The following is a 20739-nucleotide window of genomic DNA, read 5'->3' as shown; positions in this document are numbered from 1 at the left end:
TTAACTTTAAGCTTTGGGGCGCAGGCACGGGGCTAAAATCGCGAAGCGGACCCGTGTTTGCGTCCCAGCGAACGAAGAGAGCGACAATAGCGTATTGTTAGGTTTGTTGCTCATTAGATTCTTTGAATTGTCGTTTTAGAAACTTAAGGCTAGCATTGAGCTCTTTTACTTCTAGTCGAGACTCCCTTGCTATATCCCGCATTTCTTTGACCCGTTTAGATATCAGAAAAATAAAAACGGGGACCAAAATCCATAAGATGATAAGAGCAAGGTAAAATGCAGCACCTATTGCCCCAAAACCTCCGAAAGCACCTTCCATAGTTTAACCTCGTTTGAAAACCTAACAACTTATTATGTAGACTTCACAGTAACACGCAGTCTGTTGTATACGCTCTATCTACACATCCTTGATTAATATCAGTAGCTTAACGCCAAACACTCATCATTTTCCATTAAATATATTGGGGGTTACTGAGATTTCTTCGTAATAACGCGGCTTTAGAGCTATCTACTTCCATTAAATCAATAGGTTAGTTATTTCAGGTGCCAAATTGCGTCGTTACTAAGACTTCTCAGTAATACAATCTCAATTCAGCAGCCAATAAGACCGTCATTTGTTACATGGGTAGTGGACAGGACAGTCACTTGTCACCCGGTGCTCCTCGATGCCAGTACCCAGCAACCGGTGCATGTGTTTTGCCGGGGACGGCACATGGTTGAAAACAGTCAGGCGATGGTGTGTGGCCGATTTGAGTAAACCAACACAGGTGGTTTTGATGAATACGTATGCAAATGCAGCGTTAGACTTTTTTAATAGATTGTTAACCGCTATCTTGCTCGATGAACTATTACCTGTTTGATATTAAGAGCCTGATGTCATGACCCTTTTTCGCGCCTTTATCACCGGCAGACCTGCGTTTGCTGGTAGCTTGTTGTTACTTATTTGTTCCTTTGCACAAGCCGCTGAACTGGTTCGCCACCAGCGGCTGGATAACGGCGTTGTGCTGCATCGCGATGATGGCGTGACGGTCACTGTATCAGCGCTCACTACTGGCAGTGTTGAAGTGCTCTACCGTCCGGCTGATGAACAGCCTCTGCCTTCGCTGGCAGTGCCCGATAAAAACCGCCCGGAGCACGCAAAGATAGAAATTAGCCAGGCTGCTGACGGCCTGAATATTCTTCTGCCCGGCATCAGTGTTGAGGTACAGGCGCAGCCGTTCAAACTGACGTTTGCGCAGGATGGCCGCGCCCTGATAGAAGAAGCTGCTGGCGGCTTTTTTTATCAGACGGTGCGCGGCGTGCAATTTGCCCTAACCGCGGATGAAAAACTGTACGGCGGTGGCCAGCGGGTGCTGGGCATGGATCGTCGCGGCAGCCGCATGCCGCTGTATAACCGCGCCTCTTACGGTTACTCAGAGGGTCCGGTAGACCAGATGTATTTTGGCCTGCCAGCAGTGATGTCTTCACGTAACTATGCCATTTTATTTGATAATGCCGCTTCCGGTCATTTGGATATGGGCCATACCTCGCCCAACCGGTTGCAGTTTGATGCGGTAGGCGGCCGCTTAAGTTATATTGTGGTGGCTGCCCCTGCCCTGCCACAGCTGGTGCAGCAAGTGGTAAGCCTGACCGGACGCCAGCCGCTGCCGCCGCGCTGGGCGCTGGGCAATTTTGCTTCACGCTTTGGGTATCGCACCGAGCAGGAAACCCGTGATGTAGTCGCCATGTTCAATAAGCAAGGGATCCCGCTGGATGCCGTGGTGCTGGATTTGTATTGGTTCGGTCCGGATATTCAGGGCCACATGGGTAACCTTGACTGGGACAAAAACGCCTTCCCTACCCCACAAGCCATGATTCGGGATTTTGCCGAACAAGACATTCACACTGTGGTGATCACCGAGCCCTTTGTTTTAACCTCTTCGTCACAATATCAAAGTGCCAAAACAAATCAGGCACTGGCGAAAGGTCTGGACGGCAACCCACACACTTTTGATTTTTATTTTGGTAACACCGGACTGGTGGATGTGTTTAACGACAAGGGCCGCGACTGGTTCTGGCATTACTACCGGCGCTTGCTGGATCAGGGCATCGCGGGCTGGTGGGGCGATTTGGGTGAGCCAGAAGTGCACCCGTACGACGCCCTGCATTCCTGGGATGGCACTACTGTAACCGCCGATGAAATACACAATGGGTTTGGTCATCAGTGGGCCAAAATGGTGTATGAGCGTACACTGCACGCACAGCCAGAGCAGCGTCCGTTTGTACTGATGCGCTCTGGCTTTCTGGGTAGCCAGCGCTATGGCATGATGCCTTGGACCGGGGATGTGTCGCGCACCTGGGGTGGCTTTAAAGCCCAGGTGGAACTGGCCCTGCAGATGAGTGTGTTTGGCCTGGCCTATACCCACTCAGATCTGGGCGGCTTTGCCGGCGGCGACACCTTTAATGCCCAGCTTTATACCCGCTGGCTGCAAGCCGGTACCTTCTTCCCGGTATACCGCCCGCACGCCCACGAAGGCATCCCGCCGGAGCCGGTATTTCATGATGATCCGACCAAACAAATTGTCAGCCGCTTTATCCAGCTGCGTTATGACATGTTGCCGTACAATTACTCACTCAGCTACACCAACAGCCTCACCGGCATGCCCTTGATGCGGCCCATGTCTTTTGCCAACAGTGCACGATTTTTTGAAGAAGGCGACCAGTTTTTGTGGGGCGATGCCTTTTTGGTGAAGCCGATAACAGCGCCAGATCTGAAACACACCACCGTGGCTCTGCCAGCCGGCACCTGGTTTGATTTTTTCAGCGGTAAAAAATACCACAGTAAAAGCGGCAGCAATGTAGAACATGCTCTGACACTGGAGACCATGCCGGTGTACGTCAAAGCCGGGAGCTTCGTACCCATGCAGCCTGGCCTGATGCGCACAGCGGATTACAGCGCTGAACATCTGGCAGTGCACTACTGGGCCGACGCTTCAGTCAGCCAGGCTGCATACCGAATGTATGAAGACCAGGGCCAGTCCCCACAATCTCTGGCTGAAAAGGCCTACCTTACGCTGGATTTCAGCGCGACACATAACCCCGACAAACTACGCCTGAACGTTTCGCCCAAAGGCAGTTATGCCGGTTTGCCCGACCAGCGCAAGCTCACCTGGAAAATCCATGGCTTGACTGAAAAACCAACACAGATAAGGCAGTTGGCTGACAAAAAATGGCACTGGGAGGCCAAAACCGGGGTGCTGACCGTGACTCAGTTAATCAGCCATGCTACTGACAGCTCGCTGCATATTGAGCTGTAATTGCCCTCCGGGGTAATCGTTCAAGCAAAAATTTTTCAACGGCTTTTAGTTAAGATTTAAGCTAGTGTTTTGCTATTGCGTGCTTTTTCATAAAGGTAGATGCGCTCTGGCGTCATCGCTCTAATAATGCCAAGGTGTCCTTAGCTAATTTTTACAGGGGTTAATATGCGCATTTTGGTCATGACTGTTCTATGGATGGCGGTAGCGTCAGTGTTTGCTGCCACACCGGTTCAATCCACTTTTTTGGCGCGGAGTTTTGATGGCCCGTCAGGTGAGCTCAAATACCGGTTGTTGCTGCCTGAAAATTTTGACCCTATGCAAAAATATCCGCTCGTGTTGTTTTTGCACGGAGCCGGTGAACGCGGGGATGACAATAAAGCTCAGCTTACCCACGGGGCTGAACTGTTTTTAGCAAAACGCCAACAGTTTCCAGCGGTAGTGTTGTTCCCCCAGGCGCCCGAAAATGATTATTGGGCGGTGGTGGAAGCCGGCCGCAGTTCATTACCATTTAGCTTTTCTTTTCCGTATACCAGCAGCAATAATGTGCCGCCGACAAACGCGATGAATAATGTCATGGCGCTGACCAGTCACATGATGAGCAAACCGTTTATTTATACCGACAGAATGTATGGCATCGGTCTGTCGATGGGCGGCATGGGTACGCTGGAGTTACTGGCCAGACAGCCAGACTGGTTTAGCGCGGCCATTGCCATTTGTCCGGGCGCCAACCCGGCAATCAGCGAGCAGTACTCGTCTGACCTGGCACTGCGTATTTACCATGGGGCTGAGGATCAAATTGTGGTACCGGAATTATCAGAGCAGGTAGCCGAAAAAGCCAAAAACCATATCGCCCTACTCGAACGAAAAGTCTATCCCGGTACCGACCATAATTCCTGGGACAAGGCATTTGCAGAACCCGATTTTTTGGCCTGGCTAATGGCGCAGTGATGCTTTTGGTTATCAGGTTAGCGTTGGCTAAATAACAAGGCGTTGTTTAGCGTGGATCAGCCAAACGACGACTGCAACAAAGATCCCCCATAGCTAGCAAAGCTGAAAGAGAACATGTAACCCACACCAGCGCTATTAAAGCATCGTTAGGCCAAGGCGCCTTCGGCCATACTGCGGGGGGTAAATTAAGTATAGCGCCGGGGTTTTATTCGGCTCTTACATGTCAGCAAAAGACGCAAAGCTTTTTTATAAAGCTTTTGAAAACAAATAGCTTTGCGCGTGTGCCCACATTTATAGCGTCACCTGGGCTTTTTCTGAATTGCAGAAAGCGATACCTTGCTCACATAGTCAAAGATTGCTAACTCACCAGCCAATAGTGGCACCCATGCCCGTCCCGGGTGTCTTCTTTGAATGCAGGCGGTGATTGCCTGCAACTTAAGTAGTCACCCGAACCCCTGCTGTGGTTAACCAACTTATGACAGTAGCCACGGGCGTTGGTTATTACAGGGTTAACCTGGGCTGGATAAAATCAAGAAACGCCGAAATCCGGGAAGAGACGGCACTGTTTTTATAATACACCGCCTGTACGGCCTCACGTCGGTTTGGGGACATAATTTCATCGGCAAATATCGGCACCAGCGCTCCGGTAGCAATATCTTTGTGCACCATAAAGTTAGACAGCAATGCTATGCCTTGTCCGGCCAGACAAAATTGTCTGACGGTTTCGCCGCTTGAGGCAGACAACGAGTAGTTCAATGACACCTCCCGGGTCAGTGGCCATTTATTCAGGACTGGCGCGTCACTAAACCCAATTAGCTTATGCTCAGCCAGGGTGCTGACATCGCCCTGAATCGGGTGATGTTCAAGGTAATCAGGGCTGGCAACAATATGCAGTCTGCTGGTACCCAGGCGGCGGGCATGCAGGTTTGAATCACTCAAATCGCCGATACGTATCGCCACATCTGTTTTGTGTTCCAACAGGTTGATAATACTGTCATGGCTGGTTACCTCCAGCCTGATGGCAGGATAAGCCTGACTGAACTGTCCGATTAACGGGGCAAGCTGATGAAAAACAAACGGGCTTGCCGCGTCCACCCGCAGCTTTCCGGCAGGGGCATGCGTTAATAACCGCAGGGCTTCTTCGCCCTGCTCAAGCCGGATCAGACCGTCTCTTGCGAATTGCAAAAACAGGCTACCTTCTTCGGTCAGTTCAAGTCTGCGAGTGGTTCTGGTTAGCAGGGTCACATGCAGTGTTTTTTCTAAACGGGTAACCGCTCTGCTGATTTTAGCCACCTGCTGATCAAGCAAGTTAGCGGTGCTGGAAAAGCTTCCGGCATCCACCACGGTGACAAACGCTTCCAGATCTTCGGTTTTGGCATTTACCGGCATCACACGCTCTATTATTGCAGATTCAACAAATGTATTTTGTCATTAATGCTGTTTTTTGCAAGTAAGAAGCACGCAATACTTCCCGGCACTTAATCACCATTTACGCTGTTAGTGTCCGCCTACAACTAAACCGGGCACTACCTCCAACTATTGAGGATGAAAATAATGCCGATTGCCCTATTTGCATTAACCCTGAGTGCGTTTGCCATTGGCACCACTGAGTTTGTTATTGTGGGTCTGGTACCCACTATCGCCGCCGATCTTGGTGTGTCATTACCCAGTGCCGGCTTACTGGTAAGCTTGTATGCTGTGGGTGTGGCCATTGGTGCGCCGGTATTAACCGCGCTCACCGGTCGCTGGAACCGTAAGCATGTTTTGCTTAGCCTGATGGCGTTGTTTGTGGCCGGAAATTTACTGGCCTGGCAGGCTCCAGGTTATGAAAGCCTGATTATAGCCCGCGTTCTGACCGGGCTTGCTCACGGGGTGTTCTTTTCGATAGGCTCTACTATTGCTACCGGACTGGTGGCCAGAGAAAAAGAAGCCAGCGCCATCGCCATTATGTTTACCGGGCTCACCGTGGCGCTTGTTACCGGCGTCCCCCTAGGGACCTGGATTGGCCAAAATTTTGGATGGCGGGCCACGTTTTTGGTGGTGTCCTGCCTGGGAACCCTGGCGTTAATTGGCAGCGCTTTATTAGTGCCCAATAACCTGAAGCAGAGCAAAGCGGCAAGTCTGAATGAGCAGATTAAGGTTTTGGTACAGCCTCGTTTGCTGCTGGTTTATATAATGACCATCCTGGGTTACGGCGGAACGTTTACTGCTTTTACCTACCTGGCCCCGATTTTACAGGAAGAAACCGGTTTTGCCCCCTCGGCCATAAGTCTGATTATGCTGGTCTACGGCGTATCTGTAGCGGTGGGAAATATCTATGGCGGCAAACTGGCTGACAAAAAAGGCCCGGTTCGCGCCCTTAGCTTGATATTTGTGGGTCTTAGCATCATTCTTTTAGCTCTTACATTTACTATGGAAAGTAAGATTGCTGCTGTGATTACGGTGCTGGTATGGGGTGCGTTTGCCTTCGGTAGCGTGCCCGGCTTACAGGTATATATTGTGCAGCTGGCAGAAAAATTTGCCCCCAATGCTGTAGATGTAGCCTCGGGTCTTAATATTGCAGCCTTCAACATTGGTATTGCCTTAGGATCTATTATCGGCGGGACAATTGTAGAGGATTTACAGCTTGCAGATACGGCCTGGATTGGGGCGCTGATCACGTTAGCAGCTTTGATAGCCACCCGTTACAGCGGCCACCTGGACAAGCATTCGCTGGCCACATCTTAATACGGGTAAGTATTTGTTTGACCCAACATCATACTAAACCGAAATAAGCGTTCGCAGAACACTCACTGGCGCGCAAAGGATGTGTGCGCCTGTCTTACTTAAATCACCTGTTTAATCTAATTGGGTGAGCGCCTCACAGCAAAAGGGCCGTCTCAGGCAATAAAGCCTATCGTTTTGTCGGTTCAAAATACGTATATAAATCCTACCCCTACTTCTGCTTCATAGTTTTTGCGGGCAATGGGGCTATCCTGTATTTCACTACCGTAATGTTCGTAGACTATTTCGCCAAAAAACTGCCAGTTTTGATTGATATAATTACGATAATTATAATTAAAACCAACTGAGCGAAATCCCCCACTCAGCTGAATTTCAACAAGCCCCGATGCCGCCGCCTGGGCTGCGTCTATGCCAAAATCGTGGTTAGCATAATCACTGTCATGAAACACCACAGCAATCGCAATTTCAGACCCCGTGCCGTTACGCTGCTTGCCAAAACGATACCCCATCCCGAATAGGCCTAAATTGCCGTCTTCGCCGGTTATAATGCGTGCATCCAGCCAATAGCGCCAATCATCGTTGAAGGCGCGACGTACCTGCAGCACAACTTCAAACCCCTCCTCAGCATCGCCCAAACCGTTCAGGTGAGCCTCATCGGAGTCACTTTCTTCACGGCCCTCATCAAAAGCCAGCGCCGCATCGAATAGCCAGTTAGCAGAACGCAGTCCACGCCACCCTAAAGCTTCTCCGGCCCAATAAAATATATCGTTGCCACGACGCCATTGCACCGCACCCGCAGGGTCAACTTCAACGCCAAATTCATCGGCCCCTTCGTAGGCCGCTTCGTATTCAACCCCCAGACCCAATCCAGCGGCCCACCCATCATTACCTTATGTGAAGTCAGCAACCGAAGGCAGGGGTACTAAAGTCGAGCCGGTGTTTTGCGCCCAGACCGGCGTCATTAAGAAAAAGGGGATGCACAACGCCAGAAGTAAGCTTTTCATAAGGTTTCGCTGGTAGTAGATAAATAAAAGCGCCACCTTAAAGCCTAGTAAAGATGTCTGAAAAAACACTTTTTATTCCGGTGACTATACGGATTTGCCCAAGACCTTCGCGTAACCCGCGATGCCTGCCCCCCTGAGCCGGGTATCACCCGAGGTCCATGTGCTATCCTTCCCTGTACTCAAAGAATTTAGGCTGTCGATGGCAGCTTGCTACACCATCGTCTTTTCGTGGGTATCCCCAAAGTAAAGCTGCTGCTATTCATCAAAAAGAACCATTTACCAGTGTCAAATGTATTTAAGGAATAGATTCAACAGGCAGGCTATTTGAATATGACAAGCAGTACTATCATGGACTTGCTGGATAAGCTGGTCGAAGACACTCAGGAAACGGTTACCGTAGAAGATGTGGTATCGTCCTTTGAGGAGCGTGGCTTCGGGCCATTATTACTGATTCCGTCGCTGCTGGTGATTTTGCCTACCGGGGCGATCCCGGGCGTGCCCTCTATCTGTGGTATCACCTTATTTATGGTATGTATTCAATTAGCAGCAGGACGCGATCATCCCTGGTTGCCTAAAGCATTACGAGAGCGCTCCATTTCCCATGATAAACTTGAAAAGGCGACCGAAAAATCACGGCCGTATATTTGCAAAATCGAAAACTTATTTACCTCACGCTTTACGGTAATATCCAATAAAGCCATGCGCACCTTTATCGCCGCTCTTAGTGCAATTGTCGCGCTGAGTATGATCCCGCTGGAGGTAATGCCTTTTGCTGCGTCTTTGCCTGCCTTGGCCTTAACCCTAACGGCGGTGGGGATCACATACCGTGATGGTGTAGTCATTGCCATTGGTTTGTTATTGCAAGCGTCAACCGGTATCTTGCTGTACCAGGTAATGGGGATGCTATAACAGCATAATCTGAGTTAACGACGCCGCTTTATGGCCGGTTCCTCAAAATAACGTTCGGGGTCGTTTTCTTTCATTTTGGCAAAGTACGCCTGGCGACTGTGACGCTGTGCCCGGGTTTGCCCGAAAACCTGCTGGTGCAAGGCCTCGACCATGTCGCGTATCTGACTGTCGCTGACCGCTTGTAACGCCACCCCCGCCTGCAAAAAGCCGTCTACCGTAGCTTTATCTGCAGCACTGGCTCTGCCCTCTTTCTGCAGACGATACAGTTTTAAAACCCGCTGCTCGCACAGCGCTAAAAACTCATTGGATTTCACCGTAATCCCTCACCGTATGACTTATTGTATGTCCAGCTTTGGCCATCGCTGATGCCAGCCCTTGGCTTCAATACGCTGTTTATAGACTACCGTATCATCAAATGCCGGATTTTGTCGTACCCGTCCGGCCCAGTTGTCGGCCAACCCCAGTGGTGCGCTAATACAGTAGGTTTGGTCAGGCGCTTGTCGTATCCCCACACAGGTGGCGGTTTCTACCCAGAAACTTAATGCTTCAGTAGTCGTACAATACGGAGCATGCTGCTTATGCACATGCATTCTGGCCTGATTTCGAACCTGCCAAACCACCCCAGGCATCAGATGCCTAAGCCGGGCCTCGTATTTTTGTTCAGCTTCTTTAGTGATATCCGCACGGTGATGATAGACCACATCCACATCGTTCAAAGGGCTGGGCGAAGTGAAGCCATGGATATCATCCCAAATTAAATTCCGTAAAAAACCGGCACCAATAAAGTAATCAGGCAGATTCAGCAGCGCCACCGTTTGCAAACAGGCCCGATGAAATTCACTTTGCGCCACAAGCCGCGCGGTTCTTGTTACCTGGTCCATGCCCACCGCCTGGTTCAAACAGTAATGTCGCCTACCCATGTTTTTTTATCCTGATCCTGGCCTGTCATATGACTGTCACTTTTAACCTGTACTTTCGGTCAGGTAATGCTTACATTAACCAACTGAAAACCAAGGAATGTTTTATGAGATATAGTTTGTTTTTTCTGCTGTTCTGGCTATCTTTTAATGCTGTCGCAGCTAATTGCCTGCATGGGTGTCCAAGCGGTATTAATGGTACCCAGGTTACCCGCTCTGTTTATACCCTGCATAATAACAATTCAACCAAATTTGCCAACTGGGTGGCTTATCATGTAACGCCCTCCACCATAGATGGTCCCAGTCGCAGCCGGTACTGGAAAGCGGATCCTGCGTTGCCCGAAACCGCCACCCTGGAGCCTGACGATTATAAAGATGCCCACGCCCTGCTGGGCACCGACAGAGGCCACCAGGTGCCGCTGGCCTCCTTCAGCAATAGTTCTGATTGGCGGGAGCTGAATTACCTGTCTAATATCACTCCGCAAGACTCCGACCTGAATCAGGGTCCCTGGGTCCGATTAGAAAGCAAGGTCAGAGAATTGGTGCGCACCGGCCAACCGGTCTATGTGGTCACCGGGCCGTTATTTGAAAGCTACTTTGGCACCCTGCCCCAAGCCGATGAAGAGCATATTATCCCCAGTGGCTTTTTTAAAGTAGTGATGACTGAGCAAAACGGCTGGATTGAAGCCTCCGCGTTTGTGTTGGAGCAAAGCGCCTCACGAAGTGATAACTTTTGTGCAGCTGAAGTGGCGATTGATCAGGTTGAACAGCGCAGTGGTCTGAACATCATGCCCGCTTTACCTGCCTATAAAGAGCCATCAGTGGAAGGCCAGATAGGCGGACTGACCACAGAACTGGGCTGCTGATAAGCCTGTATCAGGTGGCTTTGGCCGCCTGATACAGCTGTCGCCATTCGTTGTCGGGCACCGGCATAATCGAAAGTCGCTGGCCTTTTTTCACCACCCCGGTTTCAGTGATCTGCGCCATGGCTTTTATGTCTTTTAATGACAGAACCTGCGCGAAGGCTTCTTCAAATTGCACATCAACCCGATACCACCGCGGGTTTTCCGGGGTCGCTCTGGGATCATAATAAGCGCTCTCGGGATCAAACTGGGTCGCATCCGGATACCCTGCTTTCACGACTACGGCCACCCCGGCAATGCCAACATTTTTGCAGCTTGAGTGATAAATAAAAACCTTATCGCCTGTCTCAACCGCATCACGTAAAAAGTTGCGGGCCTGATAATTTCGTACCCCGTCCCAGGGTTCGGTCTGGTCAGGACGCTTGCGTAAATCATCAATGCCAAACACATCGGGTTCGGTTTTAAATAGCCAGTAAGCCATACGGTTCCCAAAATATTCATCTAAAGCATCAGCATAGCACAGCCCAATGGCGTGGTGGGTCAGCCAAACCGGTTGCATTAAACTTTTCCCGCCAATAGCGTGAAACTTATAAAGTGGTGCTATAATACGCGCCGTTTTATTTTTAGTTGTTGATTATGCAAGCCACTATCAAGGCTGAACGCAGCCTGTTCTCTTATCCCAAATATTGGGCCCACTGCTACGGTACCGCACCGTTTTTACCCACCACCCGTGCTGAGATGGATGAGCTGGGCTGGGACAGCTGCGATGTCATTCTGGTAACCGGCGATGCGTATGTTGATCACCCCAGTTTTGGCATGGCCGTGCTGGGACGGGTGCTCGAAGCCCATGGCTTTCGGGTGGGCATTATTGCCCAGCCCGACTGGACCAGCAAAGAAGCATTTATGCAGCTAGGCCAGCCAAATCTGTATTTTGGGGTGACGGCCGGCAATATGGACTCGATGATCAACCGCTATACCGCTGACAAAAAGCTGCGCCATGATGATGCCTATACGCCGGGCAATGTGGGTGGTAAGCGTCCCGATCGCGCCGTGACCGTATATTCTCAGCGCTGTCGTGAAGCCTTTAAAGGGGTTCCGGTCATCATCGGTGGTATTGAAGCCAGCTTACGCCGGATTGCCCATTATGATTACTGGTCAGAAAAAGTACGCCGCTCGGTGTTATTCGATGCCAAAGCCGACATGCTGATGTTTGGAAATGCCGAACGGCCGCTGATTGAGCTGACCCATCGGTTAGCCGCCGGTGAAAACATTGCCGACATTACCGATTTACGCGGTACTGCCATCATTGTCAAACAGCCCTTGCCCGGCTGGCAGGGGGTAGACTCTACCTCATTGGACAAACCCGGCAAAATTGATCCCATACCCAGTCCCTATCAGGAAATTCCTGACTGCGATAAGGCCGACACCAATAAAGACGCCGGCGCGGATAAAGCCCAGCCGATTGTGATTCAACCACCGGAGCGTCGCAAGCCCTGGGAAAATGTCTACGTTAAAATGCCGGCCTTTGAAACCGTGCGCGACAATAAGACCCTGTATGCCCATACGTCGCGTATTTTGCATCAGGAGGTCAACCCGGGCTGCGCACGGGCATTATTGCAACGTCACGGCGACCGTCATATCTGGATAAATCCACCGGCGATGCCACTGGAAACCGAAGAGATGGATGCGGTGTTTGACTTACCGTATCAGCGGGTCCCTCACCCCAGCTATGGCGATGCTAAGATACCCGCCTACGATATGATTCGCTTTAGCATTAACATTATGCGTGGTTGTTATGGCGGCTGTACCTTTTGTTCGATTACCGAACACGAAGGCCGGATCATTCAAAGTCGTTCTGAAGACTCGATTATTCGCGAAATTGAAACCATTCGTGACTCGGTGCCCGGTTTCACCGGGGTAATATCGGATTTGGGCGGGCCTACCGCCAACATGTACCGTTTACGCTGTAAAAGCGCCAAAGCTGAGGCTACGTGTCGGCGACCGTCGTGTGTGTACCCGAGCATTTGTGCGCACATGGACACCAATCATGCGCCGACCATCAGCCTGTACAAACGGGCCCGTACCTTACCTGGTATCAAAAAAGTACTGATTGCCTCGGGGGTGCGTTACGACCTTGCGGTAGAAGATCCGGAATACGTGAAAGAACTGGCGCTGCATCATACCGGTGGCTACTTAAAAATAGCCCCCGAGCATACCGAAGACGGGCCGTTGTCAAAGATGATGAAGCCCGGTATGAGTTCGTATTATCGCTTCAAGGAGCTGTTTGATAAATACTCGGCCGAGGCCGGTAAGAAGCAATACCTGATCCCCTATTTTATTGCCTCGCATCCGGGTACCACCGACGAAGATATGCTGGAATTGGCGATTTGGTTGAAAGAAAACCGCTTTAAGCTGGATCAGGTACAAAACTTTTACCCGTCGCCCATGGCCACCGCCACCACCATGTACCATACCGAGGTCAATAGCCTGCGTAAGGTCAAAAAAGACAGTGAGCATGTGCCGTCTGCAAAAGGCGAAATTCATCGCCGGTTGCACAAAGCCATGTTGCGTTACCATGATCCGAAAAACTTTGCGCAGATTCGCAAAGCTCTGATTGCTATGGACCGCGAAGATCTGATTGGTCGCGGATCGCAGCATCTGGTTCCGCCAGAGTCTAAGGAAGAAAAACGTCAGCAGGCAGCCCGACCCAAGCGCGGTGAACGGGCGTTAACTAAGCATACTGGTCTGCCGCCTAAAGGCTTTAAACATAAGCGGAAGCCGGTGGTTAAGGGCAAACCAGGAACCCGCCAGGGTTAGGGTTGGTTTGCACCGGGGCGTATCATCCTCTGCCCCGGTGCTTCATTTATCGCACTTAATTTCATATTACTGCTACTGCTGATATTCCGTAGCGAGCTTAAAGCGCGAATAGCGTGGTGCTGAACAGCAGATAACTGATGAGCGCAATATTAGCCCCGCAGGTAAACACAAATACCACCCGAAAGGTACGTTTCTGGGTTTTGTGTCTGAATACCTGCTGAGCAACACAGGCGCCCGGCCAGCCGCCTAACAATGCCATCATATGCAGGGTAAGCTCGGGCACCCGCCATTTCTCGCCTATCGAGGCGCGTTTGTCACGCCAGTACCAGATAAACGTGATCAGGCTCATTACGCTGTACAGCAAGGCCACTAGCGTCAATCCCGGATCCCACTGAGCTCCCACCCACAAAGCCGCCACAAACAGTAACGCGACCACCGTAAAGCCGGTTAGCGAACGTCGTCGGGCGGGTGTTGATTTTGTATTAGCCATTGTCTCAATCCTGTTGTTTGGTTGTTTCTTGTATAAGCGCTGTATTAGGTTCAAACCACATTGTGCGTTGTTACCTGAGAGTAAGCACCGCGACCATTGACCCGGCCTCTGCTTGCGTCCGTCTGACAATGAGGTAACCAAAGCCTGAAGTTAATCCGTTTTACGGCTAAAGCACGCTTAGGTGTCAAAATAGGCCCGCACAAACCGGCTGAAATGCTGTAGTTTTTGTGACGGGTACACCAACTGCGGATAAAACAGCACCAGGTTATTGGTGCGCTGGCTATACGGCGTTAGCACCTCGGTTAAGCGGCCCGCGGCGATATCTTTTTGTACATAATAACTGGCAATACGAATAATCCCTCGCCTTCCAGCGCCTGTTGACGAAGTAAATGGTTTTCATTGGTAATAAGACTCCCGGTAACGGCAATGCTGTCGTCGCCAAGCGGCCAGGTACGCAGGTGCTGGGTCAGCAGACAGTTGTGCTGCAATAACTCTGTAGCCGTTACTGGCGTGCCGTGGTTGGCAAGATAATCGGGGGCCGCCACCAATACATGCCGGTAGGTAAAAAGCGTATGCACCACCATGTCTTGCGGCGGTGTATTGGTGGCCCTGAAGGCCAGGTCAATATTTTGCTGGTGTAGATTAAAAGTGGTGTAACTGCAGTTTATGTCGAAGATCATGCCCGGATGCTGCTGGCGAAATGCCTTACACAGCCCGAACAAATACCTTTCTGCAAACATTTTTGGCGCGGTTATTTTTAAAGTTCCGCTTAACGCAGTATGCTGCTCGCCCACGCTGCGCTCAAGCTGAAATACCTGATTGCGGATCGCCAGGCCCTGTTCAAGCGCACGCTCGCCTTCGGGGTCAGCCGCACACTACGGGTGGTGCGCAGCAATAGCGGGCATTGCAGTTCGTTTTCCAGTGTCTTGATTTGCTCTGACAAATAGCCTTTCGAGATCCCTAAGGCCTGCGCCGCCCGGGTATAATTAAGTTGTTGCGCCAGCTCTACAAACAACATGAGCCGTTCCATTCGTTTATGTTCTAGCATAACCGCCCGCTGTTTTTTTAGGTGAACAAAGAATTCGCCTACAGCTTATTTTGTTTATTATAAAAAACAATATTATGTTGGTTTTTGTTGTTACGGAGTTGGTTATGTCATCATCATTGGCCTTGCAGCAGCACCTGCCAAAGGTTAGCCGAATTGCTTACGGGTGCATGGGTCTGGGCGGCGGCTGGAATAACAATCCGGTAAGCCAGCAGGATATTACCCAGGCACGTGAAATTATCGATACCGCGCTGGAAGCTGGCATTACCTTGTTTGACCATGCAGATATTTACACATTTGCCAAAGCCGAGGAGGCGTTTGGGCAGGTACTGAAACACACCCCGTCGCTGCGTGAGCAAATGTACCTGCAATCAAAGTGCGGCATTCGTTTTGAAGATGAGCATGGCGCCGGTCGTTACGACTTTTCCCAGCAGTGGATACAACACTCGGTAGAGCAGAGTCTGCAACGACTGCACTGTGAACAGTTAGATGTGCTGCTATTACACCGCCCCGACCCACTCATGCAGTTAGATGAGCTGGCTGAGACCGTCAATGGCTTACACCAACAAGGCAAAATTGCGCAGCTGGGGGTGTCGAATATGAACACGGCGCAAATTGCGTTTTTGCAAAGTGCGTTGTCGATGCCGATTGTGGCCAATCAGATAGAAATGAGTCTGGCGAAAACCGACTGGCTGGATGACGGTATCGCAGTGAATACTCCGGCCTCTGCCAACGCCGGCTTTAATACCGGGCTACTTGAATATTGTCAGTTGCACAACATTCAGCTGCAGGCCTGGGGCTGCCTGGCTCAGGGTGCATTTTCTGATGCCGGGCTTAATTCTGAGCAGCAGAATATACGCCAGACAACGGAGTATGTTATGCAACTCGCCAGCGACTACGAGGTATCAGCCGAAGCGATTGTGCTGGCCTTCTTGTTGCGCCACCCCGCTGCTATTCAGCCGGTAATCGGTACCACCAATATCGAACGCATCAGAGACTGCGTACAGGCCACCCACCTTACCCTGACCCGGGAACAGTGGTATAATCTGTATGTGTTGTCACGGGGAGAAGCACTGCCCTGAAAACACCGGCAGCACGGTTACCTGCGGCGTCCGGCAGCTATGTTTTTTGCAACTATAATGCGGCTATGGCCGTTTGCCATCAGTTACTTTTACCCTCTGTTACAAACCTCAGACTGGCATAACAGTCTGAGGCTGCTTCAAAGATCCTGGGTATGAATTAAGGACGGGTGGGCGTTTCGTCTATCAGCTTGGCAATTTCCGGATTGTCGCTGGTATTGGCAAGATCGATAAGATAGCTTTTTTGCAGCTCACCCAGCATTTCAGTGGCCAGATACTGTTTTACCCGATCGGTCTCGCCATTGGCAATGGCCGACTCCAGCCCTTTCATGCCGGCAATACTACGATCGCCCTGTTTTTCATTGTCATTCACCATAGTCGCTCCTGTTTTCAAAACCTGAAAGATTAGTTTGGTTGTGTCTCTATTGTTTCGTCTAATCTTTCTATTTGGTTTACCCGGCGGGTCAAATTTGTCGATAACACCGTTCTTAGCACGGCTGTGCGTAGCCGCCACACACAAAAAAAGGTGCATTGAAATCAATACACCTTTTTCATTTACATCACCCCTTAAGGGTGTGGGAAGCGCGTTAGCGGGCAGGCTTATTTGCCATCGTCGCGCTTAAACAAATCGCCTAATTTATCAGACGCTTTATCCATCAGTTTTTGTTTTTCTTCGTCCAGCTTTTCCCGGGCACGCTCTTTTTCAGCATCGATTTTTTCCATGGCGCGCGCTTTTTCTGCTTCAATTTTTTCAGCAACTTTTGCTTTTACGCGTTCACGGGCTTCGGTTTTGGCTTGCTTAATCACATTATCAAGCATGGCCTTCATGACCGCGGCGCCTACCTGATCGGCAGGAAGACCATCTGGCTTACCGATTGGGCCGGCATTAAAAGTCGGCAAGGTGACCTCGTAGGACTTCTTATCAATCTCTAGCTGGGCCGTTTGTAACTGCTCAAAGTTAAGACGAAGTCTGGTGTCGCTTACCGTTACATTTTCAACGATAACCCGGGGCATGTTTTGCTCTGATTCGCTTTGCTCTGGATCCTGGGATTGTTCAGGTAAATTTGCTTCGATGTTATCTTTTAATACCAGCAGGTTGCTGTCACCTGAGGCATTAACTTCATAAAGAATATCCGGTGCCGAGATGCTTATAGTTTGAATCACATAAGGCTCAGACGTGGCACCACCTAAATCCAGTGACATCTCACCCAGGGCAATGGCATTATCGTCCGAGAACGTCTCAGGGTTTTGGATATTAGTGCCAACAATGGATAAGCGGCCCTCGCTGTAGGCCAGATCAACATTTTCCACGGTGACCGGTGTACCAAGATAACGGGTACCCTGCTTTTCAATCTGGGTATGAATGAAATTGCCTGCTTCACTCAGCATATACCAGATCCCCCAATAATAAGCAGCACCACTATCAATAAAATGGTTAAGACCTTTTTCATTTTCATTCCTTTTTTGTTGGTTCAGTCTTCTCAAATACCACATTAACTCTATTAAGATCAAAATGGTAGCAGGCTGTTTAAATTATCGCCACCGTCTTTATCATAGTACCAACAAAACCGGCGCAAAGCGGCTTTGTTGGGTAATTTTCAGCGCCTACCTGGTGTGCATATCTTTTTCGCTGAAAAACAACGAATACAATACCGGCACCGCGACCAGAGTCAGTAAGGTGGCGAAGGTTAATCCCCCCATAATCGTGACCGCCATACTGGCAAAAAAAGCATCCCACAATAGTGGCAGCATGCCCAGTACGGTAGTCAGTACCGCCAGCATTACCGGCCGGACCCGGCTGATGCTGGCGCCGGTAATAGCCTGATGCAGATTATCGGCACTTTGGCGACGCAGATCCGCTTCATCCACCAATACAATGGCATTTTTAATCAGCATCCCAGACAGACTCAACAGCCCCAATAAGGCCGTAAAGCTGAACGGCAGGCCGGTGATAAGTAACCCCGCGGTAACCCCGCAAATACACATGGGCACAATAATCCAGATAAGCGCCGCCTGTCGTAACGCATTAAACAGCAAAATGGTGATCAGAATCATGGCCAGAAAGCTGATGGGCAGCTTGGTTGCCAGGCTGGCCTGAGCATTTCGCGAGCTTTCAAACTCGCCGCCCCATTCCAGCTGATAGCCTTGTGGCAGTGCTATATTTTCCACTGCCTCAACAATGGTCGCCCGGGCGGTGGCGGCGGTGACATTGCCCCGGGGCTCAGCCTGTACGGTTAGCGTGCGAACCCGGTTACGCCGGTGAATAAGGCCGTTTTCTGATTGCAGTTCAAAGTCTTTTACCACCTGGGTTACGGGAATAAAGCTTTGTTCTGACTCGCTGTATATCAAACGATCTTCAAGCCACGACATACTTCGGCGCTCTTCGGCCGGGGCCGGATCACCACCGGTATCTGGCGGTCTTCTTCGCGGTACACCCCAACCTGGTTACCGACACTGGCAAACTCCAGCGCATCGGCAATCTGGGTACGGGACAAACCGGCAATACGGGCCTTTTCATCATCAATAACCGGTTTGACGACCAGTTCGCGCTGCCGCCAGTTCTGGCGAATATCGGTGACCAATGACGACTGCGACATCAGTCGCGAGGCTTCGGCGCCCAGCTTGCGCAATACTTCAGGATCATTACCCATAAAGCGTGCTTCGATTTTTGCCCCTTCTGCCGGCCCAAAGAATATCCGTTTCGAATAGATTTGCGCCTGGGGATGTTCTCTATTAATGGTGTTTTGAATGTAGTCCACCACTGCCGGTATCTGTTCACGCTGTGCGGTACGCACAATAAACTGGCCATAAGCCGGATTCGGCAGTTTAGGGGCATAGGTCAGCATAAACCGGCTGCCGCCCATGCCGATAACACTGGTGACTTTCACCACCTCTTCACGCTGCAGTATTTTCTTTTCTATCTCAATCATATCTGCTTCTGTAGCGCGTATATCGCTGCCTTGAGGCAAATAGTAATTCACATAAAAAATTGGGGTATTAGAGGGCGGGAAAAAGGATTGCTTCACCTGCCCAAAACCCACTACACACAAGGCAGTAGTGGCAAACAGAATCACCAGCGTCAGGCGGCGGTGTTTTAACGCCGCGCCCAATAAGCCTTGGTACATTCTGAAACCGCGGCCCTGGTAGATATCTTCGTGCTGAGGGTTAGCTTCGGTTTTGAATAAGTAATGGCCCAGTAACGGCGTGACTGTTACTGCCAGTACCCAGCTCAGCAGCAAGGAGATAAGAATAACGGCAAACAGCGAAAACATGAAATCGCCGGTGGTATCCTGCGACAAACCGATGCCGGCAAATGCCAGAATGCCGATAATGGTGGCTGCCAGTAACGGGAACTGGGTTTGCTGCGCTGCTTCCTCTGCTGCCTCTACCGAGCCTTTGCCTTTTTGCATATTCAATAGCATGGACTCGGCAATCACAATAGCATTATCGACCAGCATGCCCATCGCGATGATTAGCGCTCCCAGCGAGATCCGTTCCATCTGGATAGAAAAAATCCACATGAACAAAACGGTCCCCAGCACGGTTAGCAGCAAGGTTCCGCCGACCACCACGCCGACCCGCCAGCCCATCACCAGCAGCAGCACCGCGACCACAATACTGACCGAAGCCGCCAGGTTTACCAGAAAGTCGCTGATGGCTTCATCGACCACTTTATGCTGTTCGTAAATGGGATTTATCGCCACCCCCAGCGGCAGTTTCTCACGCAACATATCCAGATGCGTTTCGACTTTGGTACCGATATCTACAATATTTAAATCGCTGCGTCCGGCGATAGCCAGGGTAAAGGCCGACTGGCCGTTATGACGGGCAAGCTGACGCGGCGTTTCGGTTTCTGTGCGGTACACATCGGCAATATCACCAATGTTGAGCTGCTCCGTGGTACCGGGCACCCCAAAGCTCAGGTTGCGTATCGTCGCAGCGGAGTCGTCACCGGCTGGCACCACCAACCGAATCCGCCGATCTTCTACCCGTACACTACCCGCATCGGCAATGGCGCTTTCAGTTTGAAACACACTGGCGATCTGTTGCATGGATATCCCCAGGCTCGCCAGTTTTTGCTGACTCACCTCGACATAAATGGTTTCTTCGGGGACCCCGGCCAGTTGCGCCCGGGTCACGCCCGGCACGGTCAGTACCTCGCGACGAAGTTGTGAGGCCAGCTCGCGTTTTTGCCGGTTTGAAAATCCCTCAGCGGTCACCGCATAATACATTCCGTAAACATCGCCAAAGTCATCGTTAACAATGGGGGCGCCGGCGCCCCGAGGTAATGAACGCTGGGCAGCATCAACTTTACGGCGCAGTTCATCCCAGGCCTGAGGCAGGTTATCGCCGCTAAAATCGTCCCGCAGTTCTACAGTCACCTGTGACTGTCCCGGGAGGGAGCGCGAGGTAATATCCCCCAGTTGCGATAACTGTTGCACTGATGACTCGATGGGTTCGGTAACTTCCAGCTCCACCTCTTTGGCCGTAGCGCCCGGGTAATAGGTAGTCACAATGGCGGTTTTAATCGCGAAGGCCGGGTCTTCAAGCTTGCCAATCTGAATAATGGCGTTAATGCCGCCCACCAGAAAGATCACCATCAATAGCCAGATAGTGAGCTGATTTTTTATTGAGTAGGTGGCAATT

At 50.8% G+C, this 20739-nt stretch carries 18 protein-coding genes and 1 pseudogene; 7 read left to right on the top strand and 12 right to left on the bottom strand.

The window, feature by feature from the left end; genetic code table 11:
* Positions 1-97: 97 nt before the first annotated feature.
* Positions 98-319: a hypothetical protein gene (locus tag IT774_RS06720; RefSeq protein ID WP_195811892.1), complete on the bottom strand. Its 222-nt coding sequence runs from the start codon at positions 317-319 to the stop codon at positions 98-100.
* 559 nt (positions 320-878) lie between these two features.
* On the opposite strand from IT774_RS06720, the gene IT774_RS06715 reads away from it, so the two are divergent.
* Together IT774_RS06715 and IT774_RS06710 are read left to right on the top strand one after the other, a co-directional pair.
* On the top strand, positions 879-3296 hold the full coding sequence (locus IT774_RS06715; RefSeq protein ID WP_195811891.1) for a TIM-barrel domain-containing protein: 2418 nt from the start codon (positions 879-881) through the stop codon (positions 3294-3296).
* Positions 3297-3461: 165 nt separating this feature from the next.
* Positions 3462-4244, top strand: a complete 783-nt coding sequence (locus IT774_RS06710) for a carboxylesterase family protein (protein ID WP_195811890.1) — start codon at positions 3462-3464, stop codon at positions 4242-4244.
* A 501-nt stretch (positions 4245-4745) separates the two neighbouring features.
* On the opposite strand, the gene IT774_RS06705 is transcribed toward IT774_RS06710, so the two are convergent.
* Positions 4746-5633: a LysR substrate-binding domain-containing protein gene (locus IT774_RS06705; RefSeq protein WP_195811889.1), complete on the bottom strand. Its 888-nt coding sequence runs from the start codon at positions 5631-5633 to the stop codon at positions 4746-4748.
* A 165-nt stretch (positions 5634-5798) separates the two neighbouring features.
* Between IT774_RS06705 and IT774_RS06700 the strand changes: the two genes are divergently transcribed.
* A complete protein-coding gene (locus IT774_RS06700) occupies positions 5799-6971 on the top strand; it encodes an MFS transporter (RefSeq protein WP_195811888.1) in 1173 nt (390 codons plus the stop codon).
* A 182-nt stretch (positions 6972-7153) separates the two neighbouring features.
* On the opposite strand, the gene IT774_RS06695 is transcribed toward IT774_RS06700, so the two are convergent.
* A complete protein-coding gene (locus tag IT774_RS06695; RefSeq protein WP_232365147.1) occupies positions 7154-7834 on the bottom strand; it encodes a MipA/OmpV family protein in 681 nt (226 codons plus the stop codon).
* A 468-nt stretch (positions 7835-8302) separates the two neighbouring features.
* Between IT774_RS06695 and IT774_RS06690 the strand changes: the two genes are divergently transcribed.
* Entirely contained in the window at positions 8303-8881 is a 579-nt protein-coding gene (locus IT774_RS06690; RefSeq protein WP_195811887.1) for an exopolysaccharide biosynthesis protein, read from the top strand.
* Positions 8882-8895: 14 nt separating this feature from the next.
* On the opposite strand, the gene IT774_RS06685 is transcribed toward IT774_RS06690, so the two are convergent.
* A complete protein-coding gene (locus IT774_RS06685) occupies positions 8896-9195 on the bottom strand; it encodes a hypothetical protein (protein ID WP_195811886.1) in 300 nt (99 codons plus the stop codon).
* Positions 9196-9216: 21 nt separating this feature from the next.
* The gene (locus tag IT774_RS06680; RefSeq protein WP_195811885.1) at positions 9217-9801 is read right to left on the bottom strand and encodes a nucleotidyltransferase family protein; all 585 of its coding nucleotides are present in this window, start codon (positions 9799-9801) and stop codon (positions 9217-9219) included.
* A 104-nt stretch (positions 9802-9905) separates the two neighbouring features.
* Here IT774_RS06680 and IT774_RS06675 point away from each other — a divergent pair, with 104 nt between their 5' ends.
* Entirely contained in the window at positions 9906-10664 is a 759-nt protein-coding gene (locus IT774_RS06675; RefSeq protein ID WP_195811884.1) for a DNA/RNA non-specific endonuclease, read from the top strand.
* A 10-nt stretch (positions 10665-10674) separates the two neighbouring features.
* On the opposite strand, the gene IT774_RS06670 is transcribed toward IT774_RS06675, so the two are convergent.
* A complete protein-coding gene (locus IT774_RS06670; protein ID WP_195812226.1) occupies positions 10675-11142 on the bottom strand; it encodes an EVE domain-containing protein in 468 nt (155 codons plus the stop codon).
* A 155-nt stretch (positions 11143-11297) separates the two neighbouring features.
* On the opposite strand from IT774_RS06670, the gene IT774_RS06665 reads away from it, so the two are divergent.
* Positions 11298-13478 carry a YgiQ family radical SAM protein gene (locus tag IT774_RS06665; RefSeq protein ID WP_195811883.1) on the top strand — a complete coding sequence of 727 codons (2181 nt, stop codon included), beginning with the start codon at positions 11298-11300 and terminating at the stop codon, positions 13476-13478.
* Between the two features lie 97 nt (positions 13479-13575).
* Here IT774_RS06665 and IT774_RS06660 read toward each other — a convergent pair whose 3' ends face one another.
* From IT774_RS06660 to IT774_RS17370, 3 genes are all read right to left on the bottom strand, one after another.
* Positions 13576-13968, bottom strand: a complete 393-nt coding sequence (locus IT774_RS06660) for a DUF1294 domain-containing protein (RefSeq protein WP_195811882.1) — start codon at positions 13966-13968, stop codon at positions 13576-13578.
* A 302-nt stretch (positions 13969-14270) separates the two neighbouring features.
* Positions 14271-14708, bottom strand: a complete 438-nt coding sequence (locus tag IT774_RS17375) for a LysR substrate-binding domain-containing protein (RefSeq protein ID WP_232365146.1) — start codon at positions 14706-14708, stop codon at positions 14271-14273.
* Positions 14709-14737: 29 nt separating this feature from the next.
* Positions 14738-15016: a helix-turn-helix domain-containing protein gene (locus IT774_RS17370; RefSeq protein WP_232365145.1), complete on the bottom strand. Its 279-nt coding sequence runs from the start codon at positions 15014-15016 to the stop codon at positions 14738-14740.
* Between the two features lie 104 nt (positions 15017-15120).
* Between IT774_RS17370 and IT774_RS06650 the strand changes: the two genes are divergently transcribed.
* The gene (locus IT774_RS06650; RefSeq protein WP_195811881.1) at positions 15121-16095 is read left to right on the top strand and encodes an aldo/keto reductase; all 975 of its coding nucleotides are present in this window, start codon (positions 15121-15123) and stop codon (positions 16093-16095) included.
* A gap of 157 nt (positions 16096-16252) precedes the next feature.
* On the opposite strand, the gene IT774_RS06645 is transcribed toward IT774_RS06650, so the two are convergent.
* The 3 genes and pseudogenes from IT774_RS06645 to IT774_RS06635 form a co-directional block, all read right to left on the bottom strand.
* Positions 16253-16468 carry a hypothetical protein gene (locus tag IT774_RS06645; RefSeq protein WP_195811880.1) on the bottom strand — a complete coding sequence of 72 codons (216 nt, stop codon included), beginning with the start codon at positions 16466-16468 and terminating at the stop codon, positions 16253-16255.
* Between the two features lie 224 nt (positions 16469-16692).
* Entirely contained in the window at positions 16693-17481 is a 789-nt protein-coding gene (locus IT774_RS06640; RefSeq protein WP_332308885.1) for a hypothetical protein, read from the bottom strand.
* A gap of 216 nt (positions 17482-17697) precedes the next feature.
* A pseudogene (locus IT774_RS06635) lies at positions 17698-20693 on the bottom strand (efflux RND transporter permease subunit).
* Between the last annotated feature and the right edge of the window lie 46 nt (positions 20694-20739).

It is taken from the genome of Salinimonas marina (assembly GCF_015644725.1).
Lineage (GTDB): Bacteria > Pseudomonadota > Gammaproteobacteria > Enterobacterales > Alteromonadaceae > Alteromonas.
Note: the sequence above shows the minus strand (reverse complement) of the source record. Positions and strands in the feature narration are given on the sequence as shown.

Coding starts and splice junctions, on each gene's coding strand:
- IT774_RS06720 (WP_195811892.1), bottom strand. CDS start 319: ATGGAAGGTGCTTTCGGAGGTTTTGGGGCAATAGGTGCTGCATTTTAC.
- IT774_RS06715 (WP_195811891.1), top strand. CDS start 879: ATGACCCTTTTTCGCGCCTTTATCACCGGCAGACCTGCGTTTGCTGGT.
- IT774_RS06710 (WP_195811890.1), top strand. CDS start 3,462: ATGCGCATTTTGGTCATGACTGTTCTATGGATGGCGGTAGCGTCAGTG.
- IT774_RS06705 (WP_195811889.1), bottom strand. CDS start 5,633: ATGCCGGTAAATGCCAAAACCGAAGATCTGGAAGCGTTTGTCACCGTG.
- IT774_RS06700 (WP_195811888.1), top strand. CDS start 5,799: ATGCCGATTGCCCTATTTGCATTAACCCTGAGTGCGTTTGCCATTGGC.
- IT774_RS06690 (WP_195811887.1), top strand. CDS start 8,303: ATGACAAGCAGTACTATCATGGACTTGCTGGATAAGCTGGTCGAAGAC.
- IT774_RS06680 (WP_195811885.1), bottom strand. CDS start 9,801: ATGGGTAGGCGACATTACTGTTTGAACCAGGCGGTGGGCATGGACCAG.
- IT774_RS06675 (WP_195811884.1), top strand. CDS start 9,906: ATGAGATATAGTTTGTTTTTTCTGCTGTTCTGGCTATCTTTTAATGCT.
- IT774_RS06670 (WP_195812226.1), bottom strand. CDS start 11,142: ATGGCTTACTGGCTATTTAAAACCGAACCCGATGTGTTTGGCATTGAT.
- IT774_RS06665 (WP_195811883.1), top strand. CDS start 11,298: ATGCAAGCCACTATCAAGGCTGAACGCAGCCTGTTCTCTTATCCCAAA.
- IT774_RS06660 (WP_195811882.1), bottom strand. CDS start 13,968: ATGGCTAATACAAAATCAACACCCGCCCGACGACGTTCGCTAACCGGC.
- IT774_RS17375 (WP_232365146.1), bottom strand. CDS start 14,708: ATGTTTGCAGAAAGGTATTTGTTCGGGCTGTGTAAGGCATTTCGCCAG.
- IT774_RS17370 (WP_232365145.1), bottom strand. CDS start 15,016: ATGCTAGAACATAAACGAATGGAACGGCTCATGTTGTTTGTAGAGCTG.
- IT774_RS06650 (WP_195811881.1), top strand. CDS start 15,121: ATGTCATCATCATTGGCCTTGCAGCAGCACCTGCCAAAGGTTAGCCGA.
- IT774_RS06645 (WP_195811880.1), bottom strand. CDS start 16,468: ATGGTGAATGACAATGAAAAACAGGGCGATCGTAGTATTGCCGGCATG.
- IT774_RS06640 (WP_332308885.1), bottom strand. CDS start 17,481: ATGCTGAGTGAAGCAGGCAATTTCATTCATACCCAGATTGAAAAGCAG.